Genomic DNA, 14,473 nt, shown 5'->3' with positions numbered 1-14,473 from the left:
GGGTTTCGCCGTTCTCAATAGCGGCGCGGGCACTGTGGGAGCGGGTTCACCCGCGAAGAAGGCACCGCGATGGATGGCACGGGCTTCGCCCGTGTTCGCGGGACAAGCCCGCTCCCACAGGGTTCTGGGTTTACCTTGAGGGCAGTGATAGGTTTTGCAGCAGCGCGGGGAGTTGCTGGCCATCTAGGCGGGCGAGGTCATCGAGCACCTGGAAGTGGTTGCAGCCGGGCACCTCCAGCAACCGCACCGCCTGCCCCGCCGCCTCGCAGGTGCTGGCGTACTCGCGCGAATGACGCAGCAACTCCGGCAACTCATCAGCACCCACGGTCACCAATAGCGGCGCGCCGTCGCCAATCAGGCGTTGCGGGCTGAAATCGCGAATTTCCTCATCGCTCAACTGCAACTTCTCGTTCAGCCAACACTGGCTGATCGGCGCCAAATCCATCAGGCCGCTGATCGGCATCGCCAAACTCACCATCGGGTGGCTGCGATACAACGCCGCCAAATGCCCACCCGCCGAATGCCCGGCCAACACCACCGGCCCACCGATGCCGAACGCCTCGCGCTGATGCTGCAGGTAGCCCAACGCACGGCCTATCTGCTGCACGATTTCCTGCATGCGCGCATAGGGCGCCAGGGTGTACTCCAGCAGGCCGACATTGAACCCTGCCTGGATCAAACCCTCGGCGATAAAGGCGTAGTCGCTCTTGTCCGAGGCCTGCCAGTAGCCGCCATGAATGAACAAAAACGTCGGCGCACCGGCCTGGCCCTGGCCGCACCAGTCGATGCGCTCCCGTGGCGCCGGCCCGCACGGCACGTCGCGCTGCCAGCGATGCGCCGCATAGGTGTGGGCGCTGCGCTGGCGAAAACGCGCCATGATCTCGGGGAAGTTACCCGCCGCCGCGACGTTGTTGTAGGCCTGGTCGAGGTCCATCACGCCTCACACGCCCAAGTAGCGCTGCGACAGCTCAGGCTGCGCCGCAAGCTCCGTGGGCGTGCCCTGCCAGACCTGGCGGCCCTTCTCGATGATGTGGTGACGGTCCACCACCCGCGCCATTTCCTTGAGGTTCTTGTCGATCACCAGGATCGTCTCGCCCTCGGCCTTGAGGGTCGCCAGGCAATGCCAGATCTGCTCGCGGATGATCGGCGCCAGGCCTTCTGTGGCTTCGTCGAGAATCAGCAGGTTGGGGTTGGTCAGCAGCGCGCGGCCTACCACCAGCATCTGCTGCTCGCCGCCCGAGAGCGTGCGCGACAGCTGGTCCTGGCGCTCCTGCAAACGCGGGAACAGCGCGTACACCCGCGCCAGGTCCCACTTGCCCTTGCTGGCCGTGGCCAGCAGGTTCTCGCGCACGCTCAGGCTGCTGAACGCACGCCGTCCCTCAGGCACCAGGCCCAAACCGGCCTTGGCGATGCGGTAAGGCGCGGCGCCGCGCATTTCGGTGCCATTAACGCGAACGCTGCCGGCGCTGGGCTTTATCAACCCCATGATCGACTTGACCGTGGTGGTCTTGCCCATGCCGTTGCGCCCGATCAGCGACACCACCTGGCCCTGCTCGATGCTCAGGTGCATGTCGAACAGCACCTGACTCAGCCCGTAGCCCGCTACCAGCCCTTGCACTTCAAGCATGTTCTTCTCCCAGATAGGCGGCCCGCACCTGCGGGTCGTTGCGCACCTGCTCGACGGTGCCGGTGAGCACGGTCTGGCCATAGACCAACACGGTGATGCGGTCGGCCAGGGCGAACACCGCGTCCATGTCGTGCTCCACCAGCAGGATCGAATAGCGGCCCTTGAGGCTGTGCAGCAGCTCGGTCATGCGCGCCGATTCCTCGGCGCCCATGCCGGCCATTGGCTCGTCGAGCAGCAGCACCGAGGCTTCCTGGGCCAGGGCCAGGGCAATTTCCAGCTGGCGTCGTTCGCCGTGGGACAGCTCGCTGACCGGGTCGTTGGCCCGGGCCTGCAAGCCGACCTGTTGCAGGTAGTGCAGCGCAGGCTCCAGCAAGCGCTTGTCACTGGCCAGCGGCTGCCACATGCCAAAGGCCTTGCCCTCGCGGGCAGCAATGGCCAGGCCGACGTTCTCCAGCAGGGTGAACTCGGTGTACAGCTGGCTCACCTGGAAGGCCCGCGCCAAGCCAAGGCGCGGTCGGTCCCAGGCTGGCACCTGGGTGATGTCGCGACCTTGCAGGTGGATTTCGCCTTCATCCGGGAAAATTTCGCCAGCAATCTGCGCGATCAGCGTCGACTTGCCCGCCCCGTTGGGGCCGATGATCGCGTGCAGCTCGCCGCTGGCCAGCTCCAGGCTAGCGTCGTTGGTGGCCTTCACCGCGCCGAAGGCCTTGTACAGGTGGCGAATCGAGAGTTGTGCGCTCATGTGCGAGCCTCCACGCGTTTGGCAACCGGCTCAGGCGCCGCCTTGCGCTTGCGCTGCAACAGGCTCAGCAGCAGGCCGTACACGCCCTTCTTGCCGAACAGCACCACTAGCAACAGCAGCGGGCCGAAGATCAGCATCCAGTGCTCGGTCCATTGGCTGAGCACCTGCTCCAGGCCCAGGTAGGTGGCCGCACCCAGCAGTGGGCCAAGCAAGGTGCCGACACCGCCGAGAATCACCATCGCCATCAACTCGCCGGACTTCTGCCAGGCGCCCATGTCCGGGCTGACGAACAGCGCATAGTTGGCCCACAGAATGCCCGCTAGACCACCGCCGGTACCGGCGATCACGAAGGCGGTGAGGCGATAGCGCAGGGGTCTCAGGCCCAGGCTGATGGTGCGTCGCTCACTTTGTTTGAGGCCGCGCAGCACGAAGCCGAAGCGCGAGTTGACCAGGCGTCGGCACAGCAGCAACCAGCCCAGCAACAGCGCGCTGCACAGGTAGTAGAAGTGGTTGGCGTCGCCCAGGTCCAGGGCGCCGATGGTGTTGCGCTCGTTGAGCAGAATGCCGTCGTCGCCGCCATACAGCGACAGCGAGCTGAGCACGAAGTACAGCATTTGCCCAAACGCCAGGGTGATCATGATGAACTGCACACCCGTGGTACGCAGCGACAGGTAGCCCACCACCAGCGAGAACAAGGCGCAGATCAGCAACGCCAGTGGCCACACCACCAGCGCATTGTTGCTGCCGTCCCAGCCCCACAGCGGCATACCCTGGGAAGTATGGAAAGCGACGACGCCGACGATATAGCCGCCCAAACCGAAGAACGCAGCGTGGCCGAAGCTGACCATGGCGCCATAACCGATCAACAGATCGAGACTGACGGCAGCCATGCCGTAGATCGCCAGGCGGGTGAAAAAGCTGACCAGGTAGGGCTCGTTCAGCCAACTGGCCAACAGTGGCACCAGGGCGAACACGGCCAGACAGACCAGGTCGATGACAAGACGTGGTGACATGGTTCTCTCCTCAGGCACGGGCCGGCAGCAGGCCACGTGGGCGCAGCAGCAGCACCACGGCCATGACGATGTAGGCACTGGCGGAAATCAGCCCGGCACTGACCGTGCCGCTGCTTTCGGCAGGCAGCAGTTGGTCGAGCAGCGGCGGTATGTAGGCGCGGCCCAGGCTGTCGACCATGCCGATCAGCAAGGCGCCGACCAGCGCACCGCGTACCGAGCCCACGCCGCCAACCACGATGACCACGAAGGTGGTGATCAGGATCTTCTCGCCCATGCCGATTTCCACCGACAGCAACGGCGCCGCCATGAACCCGGCAAGCCCGCAGAGCACACAGCCAAACACGAACACCAAGGTGTACAGGCGCGAAATGTTCACCCCCAGCGCGCCGACCATTTCGTGGTCGTCGGCACCGGCGCGAATCAGCATGCCCAGGCGGGTGTAGCTGATCAGCCACCACATGCCGACGGCCACCACGATACCGGCGGCGATGAACAGCAGGCGGCTGACCGGGTACATCAAGCCGGGCAGCACCTGCACGAAGCTCGAGTACCACTCAGGCGTAGGCATGGCCGGCGGGCTGCGGCCGAACAGCACGGTGAGCAGCTCGTTGGTGAAGAACACCACCGCCAGCGTGGCCAGCACCTGGTCGAGGTGGTCGCGCTGGTACAGCCTGCGCATGATCGAGGTTTCGATCAGCGCGCCATAGCAGGCGGCGCCCAGCAGGGCCGCGAGCCCACCGAGCCAGAACGAGCCGGTGCTCATGGCGGTGTAGGCGGCGCAGAAGGCGCCGACCATGTAGAAGGCGCCATGGGCCAGGTTGATGACCCCCATGATGCCGAAGATCAGGGTCAGCCCCGAGGCCAGCAGGAACAGCAGGGCGCTGTACTGCAAGCCGTTGAGAATCTGTTCGAGCAATAGCATTTGGCGTTCCTCATGCAAACGCCCCGCAGCAGGCTACGGGGCGACCAGCGTCAGCAGCGGTTCACAGCTTGCACTGCGCCGCGTAGCTGTCCACGTGGTGAGTGGCCAGGGTCTTGATCGGCACTTGCACCAGCTTGCCGCTGGCATCGGCCTGCACTTGCAGCAGGTACCAGTCGATCACCGGGTGTTGGTTCTGGGCGAAGCTGAAGTCGCCGCGAATGGAGTCGAACTTCACGTCCTTCATGGCGGTGCGGAACGCCTGGGTGTCCTTCAGGTCGCCCTGGGTGGTCTGCAGCGCCGCGCCAATCAGGCGTGCGGTGTCGTAGGTCTGGGCGGCGTAGACGGTGGGTTCACGCTTGTACTTCTCGGTGAACGCCTTGACGAAGGCCTGGTTGGCCGGGTTGGTCGACTGCGGGTTCCACAGGGTGACGATATTGGTGCCCTTGGCCACTTCGCCGGTGGCCGCCAGCATGCGTTCGTCCATCGAGAACACCGGCACCACCATCGGGATCTTCGCCGAAAGGCCCGAGCTGCCGTACTGCTTGGCGAAGTTGATGCCGCCACCGCCTGGGTGGAACTGGAAGATCGCATCGGGGGCCAGCGAGCGGATACGCGCCAGCTCAACCGAGAAGTCCAGCTGGTTGAGCTTGGTGTAGATTTCGGTCACTTCGCCCTTGAAGGTGCGTTTGAAGCCTGCCAGCGCATCGCGGCCACCCTGGTAGTTGGGCGCCAGGATGACCATTTTCTTGTAGCCCAGCTCGTTGGCAGCCACACCGGCCATCTCGTGGATGGTGTCGTTCTGGTAGGAGCCGACGAAGTAGTTGGCCATGCACTTTTCACCGGCCAGGGTCGACGGCGCGGTATTGATGCTGACGTAGAAGCCGTCCTTGGTGGCGGTGTTGATCACCGCCGCCAGCACGTTGGAGAAGATCACCCCGGTGTACAACGAAATGCCATCCAGGCTCATGCGGTCGGCGATCTGCTTGGCCTTGGCCGGTTGCAGCGCGTCGTCCTCGACGATCAGTTGCACGGGTACACCCCCGAGCTTGCCGCCTTCCTGGTCGATCGCCAGCTGGAAGCCGTCGCGCGAATCCTCGCCCAGGTAGCCGGCTGGGGTGGACAAGGTGGTGATGAAGCCGATCCGGACAGGTTCCACCGCCTGTGCGGCGGTTACCGCGCAGAGCGAAGTTGCCAGACATGCACGCAATATCAGGTTTTTCATGATGCGGCCTTTGCTGTTATTCGAGGAGGGCAGCGTTTCTGTTCTCGGGCGGGCCGAGGTGTTGTTGTTATGGGTTCAGCTGTTGCTTTCGGTGAATTTCTCCAGGTACAGGCGGCTGTGCTCCAGGCCATGCTCGCTGCGCCAGGTCTTGATCGACTCGACCATCGGCGGCGGGCCGCACAGGTACACATCGAAGGGCTGATCGCGTAGCGCCGCCACGTCCAGGTGCTCGGCAATATAGCCCGCCTTGCCTGGCCAGTCGCCATCAGGGTCGCTGACTACCGGCGTGAAGGTAAAACCGGGTATACGGGCGGCATAAGCCTCGATACGCGCCAATTCGCACAGGTCGGCGGCGTTGCGCACGCCGTAGTACAGGTGCACCGGGTGGCCGCAGCCGCCCTGCTCGGCGATCTGGTCGAGCATGCCGAGGAACGCCGAAAGCCCCGTGCCGCCTGCCACCATCAGCAGCGGGCGGTCGACGTGGCGCAGGTAGAAGGCGCCCAGCGGCGCTTCCATGTCGATCACATCGCCCACCTGGCAGCGCTCACGCACGTAGTCGCTCATCACACCGCTGGGCAGCAGGCGAATCAGGAACTGCAACTGGCTGCTGCCCGGTGCGCAGGCAAACGAGTACGAACGGCGGTGCTCGGTGCCCGGCACCTTCAGGCGGGCGTACTGGCCGGGCAGGTAGTCGAGCGCGGCACCGGCGGCGCCGGTTTCCACATGCACGATGGCAGTGGTGGGCGACACCTGCTGCACCTGGCTCACGGTGCCTTGCAGGCTGGCCGGGCCGCTGCTGCCGCACAGCGTGGAGTCGAAGTCGAAGTAAAAGGCGGCGTCGGACTGCACGCGGGTCTGGCAGGTCAGGACCTTGCGCTCGGCCAGGTCCTGGGCCGACAGCGCCTCGTCGTCCACGTAATCCTGGGTGTACTGCCCGGACTCACAGCGCCCCTGGCAGGTGGCGCAGACGCCTTCGCGACAGTCCAGCGGGATCTTGATGCCGCTGCGCAACGCGGCGTCCAGCAGGATCTCGTTGCCCTGCACCTGGCAGAACAGCGTCTTGCCGTCGGCAAAACTGAAGGCGACTTTGTACGTCATAAGGCAGGTTCCGCAGGGATCAGAGGTGGTAGAAATCGAGCACGGAGTTGATCTGGTCGTTGAGCAGCACCACGTGCTTGCGCGCAATCTTCCAGCTCTCGCCGTCCGGGCGCAGGCGGTAGGTGGCCAGGCCAAAGAACTGCTCGGCGGTCTGCATGCGGTAGAACAGGGTGTGCCAGTTCACCCGCACTTCCAGCTCATCGCCTTGCAGCGGCGCGATGCGCACATTGTTCAACAAGTGCACGGTGCGCGGCATCGGGATGGTCGAGGCGGCCTTGCCTGTACGGATGCGGAACACGCGGTCTTCCAGGCCACCGCGGTTGGCGTAGTAGATCAGCGACATGCCTTTCTTCGGGTCGGTGGTGTACACGTGTTCCGAATCCCATTGCGGCAGGTGGAACTCGCTGTCCTCGCTGAACATCGCAAGGTAGGCGTCCCAGTCCTGGGCATCGCAGGCCTCAGCGTTGCGGTAGAGGAATTGCTCGACGCGGTATTGCAGTTGCGCATTCATGGTCACACTTCCTTGAGCTTGAGCAGCTGCTGTTCGTCGTTGGCCTTGCGGGCCAGGCCTTCGAGCAGGAAGCGCTGCCAGTTGGCGTGCTGGTTGACGTACAGGCCTTCGTGGGTGAATTCGGCGCCGGTCATGGCCGGGCGGATGCCGATGGTTTCGCTGTTGGGCGTGGCGCCTTCGATCCACTTGCCTTCGCCACGGGAGATGTCGCTCCAGCGCTCCAGGCGCGCCTGGAAGCCGCGCTGGGCTTCGCGGAACTCCACCAGGTCGTCAGGGGTGCCCATGCCGGAGACGTTGAAGAAGTCTTCGAACTGGCGAATGCGGTTTTCGCGGTCTGCGTCCGACTCGCCCACCACACCCAGGCAGAAGCTGTTGATCTCGGTCTTGTTCCAGGCCACGGGGCGGATGATGCGCAGTTGCGAGCTGATCTGGTCGAGGAAGAACATGCTCGGGTAGATGTTCAGGTTGCGCAGGCGGTGCATCATCCATTCGGCCTTGCCCTGGCCGTGTTCTTCGACCAGGCGCGGCATGATGCTGGCGTAGCCAGGGCGCACGGCGGGGTTGGGCATGTCGCTGAACAACACGCTGTGGCCGTTGTGGAAAGCGAACCAGCCGTCATCGGTTTCCTTGTCGCCTGCGCCGAGCTTGCTGTAGTCCAGGGTATCGCTGGAGGTCAGGCCTTTCTCGGCGTTGACCTGCTGACGGTGCTGTACGGTCGCCACGTAGTTGTAGTGCACGGTGCTGACGTGGTACCCGTCCAGGCCGTTCTCGTTCTGCAGCTTCCAGTTACCGTCGTAGGTGTAGGAGCTTTTGCCCGGCAGCACTTCGAGCTGGCCGGTAGGCGACTGCGCCACCATCATGTCGAAGAACACCTTGGCGTCACCCAGGAATTCTTCCAGGGTATCGCTGCCGGCCACATCCAGGCTGACGAACACGAAGCCCTTGTAGCTTTCGATGCGGGCTTTCTTCAGGCCGCGGGTGGCCTTGTCGAAGCCTTCGGGGTATTCGCCCGGCGCCTTGACCTTCACCAGGCGCCCGTCGCTCTTGTAGCACCAGGCGTGGAACGGGCAGGTGAACGTGGACTGGTTGCCCTTGCCGACCCGGGTCAGGGTGGTGCCGCGATGCTGGCAGGCGTTGATCAGCGCGTTGAGCTTGCCTTCGCCGTCGCGGGTGATGATCAGTGGCTGGCGCCCGGCGCGCATGGTCATGAAGTCGTGGTTGTTGGCGATCTCGCTTTCGTGACAGGCGTAGATCCAGTTCTTCTCGAAAATCAGCTCCATTTCCAGGTCGAACAATGCCGGCTCGGTGAACATGTCGCGGGCGATCCGGTAGACGCCATCGGCGGGGCGAAAGTCCAGGCAACTTTCAATGAAGTGTTTCCACTGTTCGACGCTTCTCGCTTGGTGCATGGGGGTAGTCCTCGGCCATCGGGCTCATTCATGCATCCATTAAATGAGCTGGCGTCGCGCAGGGTCTATCCGCTTAGTGGGTGAATACCATCCAGAAAATCGGCGGCATTTTTCCGGATATTTTCCAACCCCGCGCAAACCGGGATATCCCCCTTTTCCAGTGCTGAGCAAATGGCTATTTGTCCTTAAGTAACGGGATAGCCGCTGACGCAGGCATACCGCTTAATTCCCCCAGGCACCGAAAGAGTGTCGTTGCATTGGTAACACGACTGCCCTCTTGCATAGCGGCCTGTGGCCGTCCAATTAAAAATGCCGCGCTGCACGCGGCCTGGGGAAGAACGATATGTTGCAAAGAACGTGGTGGGTCCGGGGCGTATTGACCGCGGGTGTATGTGCGCCATTGTTGGCGCAGGCCGACATCGTCGAAGACAGCAGCCTGGCGCTGGGCATGCGCAACTTCTACATCGACCGCGACTTCAAGAATGACAACCCGGCGCGCTCGCGGGTGGGCAGCTGGACCCAGGGCTTCGACCTGCGCTTCGCCTCGGGCTACACCGGAGGCCCGCTGCAATTCGGCGTGGACGCCAACGTGCAATACGCACTGCGCCTGGACGGCGGTGGCGGGCGTGGTGACGACAGCATCATTCCCTACAGCGTGAGCAGCCAGAGCCAACCGCACGACTACGGGCGCGGCGGGCTGACCTTCAAGATGCGCTACTCCAAGACCGAGCTGAAACTGGGCGAGCTGCGGCCGATCCTGCCGGTGGTGGTGATCGACGATTCGCGCCAGCTCATCACCACCTACCGTGGCGGTTTGCTGGAGTCCAAGGAAATCGACGGCCTCACCCTGCATGCCGGGCGGCTCACCGAGATCGGCGCACGTAACTCGGGCAACTACGAAAAGCTGTACCTGCAAACCGGCTCGGGCGTGGTGCGCGAAAGTGACGGCATGAACCTGGCCGGCGGCAGCTATGCGTTCAACAAGGCGTTCACCGGCAGTTACTACTTTGCCCAGCTGGAAGATATCTACAAACAGCACTACCTGGGCCTGACCCACCTGGCCGACCTCGGCGGCGGCTACGGGCTGAAGACCGACCTGCGCTACTTCAACAACAACGAGGACGGCGATGCGCTGTATGGCAAGATCGACAACCAGTCCTACGGCCTGATGACCACCTTGCGCAAAGGCGCCCACGGTTTCGGCGTGGGTTACCAGCGCATGCTCGGCGACAGCAACTTCCCCACCCTGGGCGGCTACGTGCCACAGCCGTTCCTGGTGAACTGGTCGCGCGTGGCGTTCATCAAGCCCAACGAGAAGTCCTGGCAGGCGCGTTATGACTATGACTTCGCCGGCATGGGTATTCCGGGCCTGAAGTTCATGACCCGCTACCTGCACGGCACGTCGGTGAAACGTGCTGGCGACCTGAGCGAGGCCGCGGAAAGCGAACGTAACCTGGTGCTTTCCTACGTGGTGCAAAGCGGGCCATTGCAGGGGCTGGGGTTCGAGGCGGGTAACGTGGTGGCGAAGTTCAGCCACGGTAACGACTGGGTCGAGAACCGGCTTATCACGACCTACACGTGGAAATTTTGGTAACGGTCTGCCCTGAAATAGAACTTCGCCCTGCTCTGATTTGCCCCGGAGCAGGGCTTATATTGGATCCGGACACATCTGGAATTAGATATAAACCGAGTGGATATCCAGTTAGTCAGTCATTGCTAGCCAAAAAATCTGGATATGCCCAAAGGTCACGACTACGGGCATAGGCTTTGCTTACCTAACGTGCATAAACGCCGATAGAGCGTGTCGATATCCCTAGCCGTGGGTGCACTGTCATGAACCAACCCAACATTGTGCAAATAAGAGATATTCGAATAGATCGCTACGATCTTGCCGGTGCAAGGGACTGGATGGCCGGCATCTGTGGGCCGCACGAATTGCAGACTCGCCAGCCGAACCGCATTCATTTCCACCACAGCGCCAATGTCTTCAAATCCATGTCCACCACCTTGGGGCGCATGGAGTATGGAACCGACGTGACCATCGGCGTCGAGGATGCCGAACACCTCAATTGCTACAGCCTCAGCCTGCCGATCCGTGGCGAGCAGGAGCTGCTCAAGAACGGCAAGCGCCTGAACTCCGACCGCGACCAGGGGCTGATCGTCACCCCCTACGAAACCCAGACCCTGAGCATGACCGGCGACTGCCACAAGGTCTCGGTGGTGATTACCCGCATGGCCATGCGCCAGACCCTGGAATCGATGCTGCAACGCCCGCTGGACATGCCGCTGGTGTTCGAGCCGCTCATGGATGCCGTGGAAGGCGCCTCGGCTTCCTGGTGGCGCATGGCACGCTACTACGTGGATGAACTGGAGCGCGGCCACGGCCTGTTCGAGCACGTCTCGTTCACCCGCGACGTGGAAACCGCGCTCATCAAGGGCCTCATTCTTTCGCAGCCCAACAACTACAGTGCCGAACTGCGCGAGCAGATGGGCAGCAAGCTGCCGTACTACCTGGTACGCGCCAAGAACTACATCGAGGCCAATGCCCGCGAGGAAATGCACCTGGAAGACATCGAGCACGCTGCAGGCGTTTCGCGCTTCAAGCTGTTCGAGGGCTTTCGCAAGCACTTTGGCCTCTCGCCGATGGCCTACCTGAAGAAGTACCGGCTCGGTGCCGTGCGCCAGGAAATTCTCGAAGACGCGTCGGTGCGCAATATCTCGGTGATCGCCATGGGCTGGGGCTTCTCGCACCTGGGGCGGTTCGCCAGCGAATACCGCAAGCTGTTCGACGAGGCTCCCAGCGCCACCCTTCAGCGCAACGAAGCCCGTCGCAACCGGACGCTGTGACATGGGCAGCCTGCACAGCACGAGCGCCAACCGCCTCGGCCTGGACCTGTCCGCCCTGATCGGCCAGCCGGGGTTCACCAGTTGCTCGGCCCAGGCCGTACAGCAGCGTTTGGGCGAAGCGTTGGTGGCCCATGAACTGGAGTGGCCCGATGGCCGGGTAGACGTGACCTTGCACCGCGGCCAGGTGGCCAGCTGCGAGTTGTATGCGCTGCGCTACGGCGGTCAGGTGGAAATTCGCCCGCAACCCTTCGACGATTTCGTGCTGGTGCAGATGCCATTGCACGGTACTGCCACCTTGCAGTGCGACGGCATGAGCCACAGCGTGAGCCCCGGCGATGCCGCTGTGCTGGCGCCCCGCGAGAGTGCTCGCGTGCTGTGGGAAGCCGGCTGCGAACAGCTGATTCTCAAGCTGCCCCGGGCATTGATCGAGACCAGCCAGGTGCAGATGCAGCAGAGCGCCGGGCTGCCGGCCCTGAGCCGCCTGCAACGACCGCTGGCGGTGCGCTGGCTGCGCTTGGTCAGCGAACTGCTCGAGCATCTGCCCCAAGGCGCGCAAGCGCAGCCGCTTTCGCCCTGGCTGCAACATCTGGAGCAGAGCCTGCCGCTGTTCCTGCTCAGCCATTGCTCGGCCGAGCCACAGGGCAGCAACGACCTGCGCCATCCGCCACGGCACCTGGAGCGCATCGAGGCGTGCATGCGCGCCAACCTGAACCAGAGCATCAGCCTGCCGCAACTGGCCAGCGAAGCGGGGGTGAGCATTCGCAGCCTCAACACCCTGTGCCAGCGCGAATACGCGCAAAGCCCGATGGACCGGCTGCGCAGCCTGCGCCTGGAGGCGGCGCGGGACTATCTGCTGGGCAACCCCGGCGCCAGCGTCACCGAAGTGGCGTTGGAATATGGCTTTGCCCATACCGGGCGTTTTTCGGCGTACTACCGCCAGCGCTTTGGCGAATTGCCGCGCCAGACGCGCGGTTAGCGCAAACGCTATTGGGGCCGTTACGCGGCCCCAATACCTCACCCGTTCAAGCACCACCCCTTTCCCCCTCCCGCAAGCCACCTGAATGGTGTTAGCGTTGCCGCCTCCCCGTTTCCTACAAACGGGCACCGTCTTTCAACACCTCGCGAAGGAATGCGCATGCTTTTGAACAAGCTCTCCGCCACCACCCTCATACTCGCCAGCCTGGCGCTGGTCACCGGCCACGCTCAAGCCAACCTTTCCACAGAACAGTCCGCCGCCATTCTCAAAGCCTACGACGGCAGCAACCCCGTCGACTTCAAGCAGTTCCTCGGCACGCTCGCAGGCAGCGAACAGGCTAAGGTCGATACGCTCGGCACCACGCTCAAGACCTACCTGGCCGACAAGCCGCTCAGCGCCGAGCAGCACAACGAAATCAACCGCCTGCTGGGCCTGTACACCCGCATCAAGTACGGCAAGGCCGCCACCGAGACGCTGCGCGAACTGGTGGAAATTCCCACCTTCCGCGTCGACGGCCTGGCCCAGCACGACAACCCCCAGTTCCACAAGGTCGCCGCCAAGATTGAAGCCCTGGCCAAGGATTTCGGCCTGCAATTTCGCAATGTCGACAACCGCGTGTACGAAATCACCCTCGGCGAAGGCAAGGAAGTGGTCGGTATCCACGCCCATGCCGACGTGGTGCCGGTGAACCCGGACAACTGGAAGCTCGAAGACGGCACCCGCCTCGACCCGTTCAAGGTCACCCTGGTCGGCGACCGCATGTACGGTCGCGGCACCGAGGACGACAAGAACGGCATCGTCGTGGCGATGTATGCAATGAAAGTGGCCAAGGACGAGAAGCTGCCGCTGGCCCGCCAGTTCAAGCTGCTGATCGACACCACCGAGGAAACTTCCGGCGACGCCATTCCCTACTACTTCGCCCGCAACCCCACCCCGGCCTACAACCTGGCACTGGATGGCGGCTACCCGGTGGTGATCGCGGAAAAAGGCTACGGCACCGTGATGGCCAGCTTCAGCCGGCGCACCGCCACCGGCAAGGGCGCCGAAGTGGTGAACCTGACCGGGGGCCTTGCCACCAACCAGATTCCTACCACCTCCGTGGCGACCTTGGTCGGCGACAACCCGGCAGAACTGGCCAAGCGCCTGGAAAAGGCCGGCGCCGAGTACGCCAAGGCCAACGGCGGCGACTTCACGGTCGATGCCAAGGTGTCCGGCAAGCAGGTGTTGCTGACGGTCACCGGGGTGTCGGCGCACTCGTCCGAGCCCGAGTCGGGGGTAAACCCCGTTGCGCGCATGCTGGTGCTGCTCCATAGCCTGGGCCAGCAGGTGCCGCTCAAGCGCAACCACATCACCGACGCCGCCCGCTACGCCGCCGAAAACTGGGGCCTGGACTACCTCGGCAACAAGCTGGGCATCGGTTTCAAGGACGACTTCATGGGGCCGCTCACCGCCTCGCTGACCTACGTGAACCTCGACCAGAAGACCCTGAAGCTGGCGGTGAACCTGCGCATCCCGAAAGGCAAGCCGGTGGCCACGATCAAGGACGAACTGGCCGACAAGCTCGGCAACTGGGCACGCAGTAGCCACACCTCGGTAGCCCTCGACTACACCCTGGACGAGCCGATGTACCGCAACCCGGAAGGCGAGTGGGTCAAGGCGCTGCTCGACGTAGCCACCGAAAACCTCGGCCTGCCCCACGCGTTCGACAGCTCCGCCGGTGCCACCTCGGTACACGACCTGCCCAACGGCGTGCAGTTCGGCCTGGCGATGCCAGGGGTGAAGTACACCGGGCATAACGACAACGAGTTCAAGACCGTGGAGCAGTTCCTGCTGGACTTGCAAGTCGTCAGCGAGATGGTCGCGCGGATCGGGCAGATGCCCAAGCTCTGATCATCTCAAGAGCGCCGCAATACCTGTAGGAGCGGGCCGACCCGCGAAAAGAAGACCCCCAGTTATGGCACCGGCTGCGCCGGTGTTCGCGGGCAAGCCCGCTCCTACAAGGGCTGCGCCGAATCGAGAGCGGCGCTGCGCAAATGACGTTTTTCAATTACCTCGATGCCGTTTCCTGCATTGCCGTGCAGAGCGCCGTGGCGGATGCTTTATTTA

The 14,473-nt window shown here is 63.4% G+C and carries 13 protein-coding genes; 4 read left to right on the top strand and 9 right to left on the bottom strand.

From position 1 onward, the window contains the following. Window positions 1-130: 130 nt before the first annotated feature. The 9 genes from RAC97_RS13285 to antA form a co-directional block, all read right to left on the bottom strand. A complete protein-coding gene (locus RAC97_RS13285) occupies window positions 131-934 on the bottom strand; it encodes an alpha/beta hydrolase (RefSeq protein WP_375098961.1) in 804 nt (267 codons plus the stop codon). Window positions 935-940: 6 nt separating this feature from the next. Next, on the bottom strand, window positions 941-1,627 hold the full coding sequence (locus tag RAC97_RS13280; protein WP_375098962.1) for an ABC transporter ATP-binding protein: 687 nt from the start codon (window positions 1,625-1,627) through the stop codon (window positions 941-943). Continuing rightward, the gene (locus RAC97_RS13275; RefSeq protein WP_375098963.1) at window positions 1,620-2,369 is read right to left on the bottom strand and encodes an ABC transporter ATP-binding protein; all 750 of its coding nucleotides are present in this window, start codon (window positions 2,367-2,369) and stop codon (window positions 1,620-1,622) included. Before RAC97_RS13275 ends, RAC97_RS13280 begins: the two co-directional genes overlap by 8 nt. Next, window positions 2,366-3,382, bottom strand: coding sequence for a branched-chain amino acid ABC transporter permease (locus RAC97_RS13270; RefSeq protein ID WP_375098964.1), 1,017 nt, complete (start codon window positions 3,380-3,382; stop codon window positions 2,366-2,368). The genes RAC97_RS13275 and RAC97_RS13270 overlap by 4 nt, the downstream gene beginning before the upstream one ends. A gap of 10 nt (window positions 3,383-3,392) precedes the next feature. Next, the gene (locus RAC97_RS13265) at window positions 3,393-4,304 is read right to left on the bottom strand and encodes a branched-chain amino acid ABC transporter permease (protein WP_375098965.1); all 912 of its coding nucleotides are present in this window, start codon (window positions 4,302-4,304) and stop codon (window positions 3,393-3,395) included. A 61-nt stretch (window positions 4,305-4,365) separates the two neighbouring features. Next, the gene (locus RAC97_RS13260) at window positions 4,366-5,526 is read right to left on the bottom strand and encodes an ABC transporter substrate-binding protein (RefSeq protein WP_375098966.1); all 1,161 of its coding nucleotides are present in this window, start codon (window positions 5,524-5,526) and stop codon (window positions 4,366-4,368) included. A 75-nt stretch (window positions 5,527-5,601) separates the two neighbouring features. Then, on the bottom strand, window positions 5,602-6,624 hold the full coding sequence (gene antC / locus RAC97_RS13255; protein ID WP_375098967.1) for an anthranilate 1,2-dioxygenase electron transfer component AntC: 1,023 nt from the start codon (window positions 6,622-6,624) through the stop codon (window positions 5,602-5,604). A gap of 19 nt (window positions 6,625-6,643) precedes the next feature. Beyond that, window positions 6,644-7,135, bottom strand: a complete 492-nt coding sequence (gene antB / locus RAC97_RS13250) for an anthranilate 1,2-dioxygenase small subunit (protein WP_375098968.1) — start codon at window positions 7,133-7,135, stop codon at window positions 6,644-6,646. Window positions 7,136-7,137: 2 nt separating this feature from the next. After that, window positions 7,138-8,544: an anthranilate 1,2-dioxygenase large subunit gene (antA, locus tag RAC97_RS13245; protein WP_375098969.1), complete on the bottom strand. Its 1,407-nt coding sequence runs from the start codon at window positions 8,542-8,544 to the stop codon at window positions 7,138-7,140. 343 nt (window positions 8,545-8,887) lie between these two features. On the opposite strand from antA, the gene RAC97_RS13240 reads away from it, so the two are divergent. The 4 genes from RAC97_RS13240 (at window position 8,888) to RAC97_RS13225 (ending at window position 14,257) form a co-directional block, all read left to right on the top strand. Further along, window positions 8,888-10,138 (top strand): OprD family porin, encoded by a 1,251-nt coding sequence (locus RAC97_RS13240; protein WP_375098970.1) that lies wholly within the window; start codon window positions 8,888-8,890, stop codon window positions 10,136-10,138. Window positions 10,139-10,377: 239 nt separating this feature from the next. Further along, on the top strand, window positions 10,378-11,391 hold the full coding sequence (locus RAC97_RS13235) for an AraC family transcriptional regulator (protein ID WP_375098971.1): 1,014 nt from the start codon (window positions 10,378-10,380) through the stop codon (window positions 11,389-11,391). Window position 11,392: 1 nt separating this feature from the next. Continuing rightward, the gene (locus tag RAC97_RS13230) at window positions 11,393-12,367 is read left to right on the top strand and encodes an AraC family transcriptional regulator (RefSeq protein WP_375098972.1); all 975 of its coding nucleotides are present in this window, start codon (window positions 11,393-11,395) and stop codon (window positions 12,365-12,367) included. Window positions 12,368-12,526: 159 nt separating this feature from the next. Next, window positions 12,527-14,257 (top strand): dipeptidase, encoded by a 1,731-nt coding sequence (locus tag RAC97_RS13225; protein WP_375098973.1) that lies wholly within the window; start codon window positions 12,527-12,529, stop codon window positions 14,255-14,257. Window positions 14,258-14,473: the final 216 nt, after the last annotated feature.

The sequence above is a fragment of the Pseudomonas sp. LS_2 genome, from assembly GCF_042709235.1.
GTDB lineage: Bacteria > Pseudomonadota > Gammaproteobacteria > Pseudomonadales > Pseudomonadaceae > Aquipseudomonas.
This window is presented reverse-complemented; position numbering and strand designations above follow the sequence as displayed.

Excerpts from the sequence above, each read along its gene's own strand:
- antC (WP_375098967.1), bottom strand. The coding sequence starts at position 6,624 with ATGACGTACAAAGTCGCCTTCAGTTTTGCCGACGGCAAGACGCTGTTC.
- RAC97_RS13285 (WP_375098961.1), bottom strand. The coding sequence starts at position 934 with ATGGACCTCGACCAGGCCTACAACAACGTCGCGGCGGCGGGTAACTTC.
- antB (WP_375098968.1), bottom strand. The coding sequence starts at position 7,135 with ATGAATGCGCAACTGCAATACCGCGTCGAGCAATTCCTCTACCGCAAC.
- RAC97_RS13240 (WP_375098970.1), top strand. The coding sequence starts at position 8,888 with ATGTTGCAAAGAACGTGGTGGGTCCGGGGCGTATTGACCGCGGGTGTA.
- RAC97_RS13225 (WP_375098973.1), top strand. The coding sequence starts at position 12,527 with ATGCTTTTGAACAAGCTCTCCGCCACCACCCTCATACTCGCCAGCCTG.
- RAC97_RS13270 (WP_375098964.1), bottom strand. The coding sequence starts at position 3,382 with ATGTCACCACGTCTTGTCATCGACCTGGTCTGTCTGGCCGTGTTCGCC.
- antA (WP_375098969.1), bottom strand. The coding sequence starts at position 8,544 with ATGCACCAAGCGAGAAGCGTCGAACAGTGGAAACACTTCATTGAAAGT.
- RAC97_RS13230 (WP_375098972.1), top strand. The coding sequence starts at position 11,393 with ATGGGCAGCCTGCACAGCACGAGCGCCAACCGCCTCGGCCTGGACCTG.
- RAC97_RS13265 (WP_375098965.1), bottom strand. The coding sequence starts at position 4,304 with ATGCTATTGCTCGAACAGATTCTCAACGGCTTGCAGTACAGCGCCCTG.
- RAC97_RS13235 (WP_375098971.1), top strand. The coding sequence starts at position 10,378 with ATGAACCAACCCAACATTGTGCAAATAAGAGATATTCGAATAGATCGC.
- RAC97_RS13280 (WP_375098962.1), bottom strand. The coding sequence starts at position 1,627 with ATGCTTGAAGTGCAAGGGCTGGTAGCGGGCTACGGGCTGAGTCAGGTG.
- RAC97_RS13260 (WP_375098966.1), bottom strand. The coding sequence starts at position 5,526 with ATGAAAAACCTGATATTGCGTGCATGTCTGGCAACTTCGCTCTGCGCG.
- RAC97_RS13275 (WP_375098963.1), bottom strand. The coding sequence starts at position 2,369 with ATGAGCGCACAACTCTCGATTCGCCACCTGTACAAGGCCTTCGGCGCG.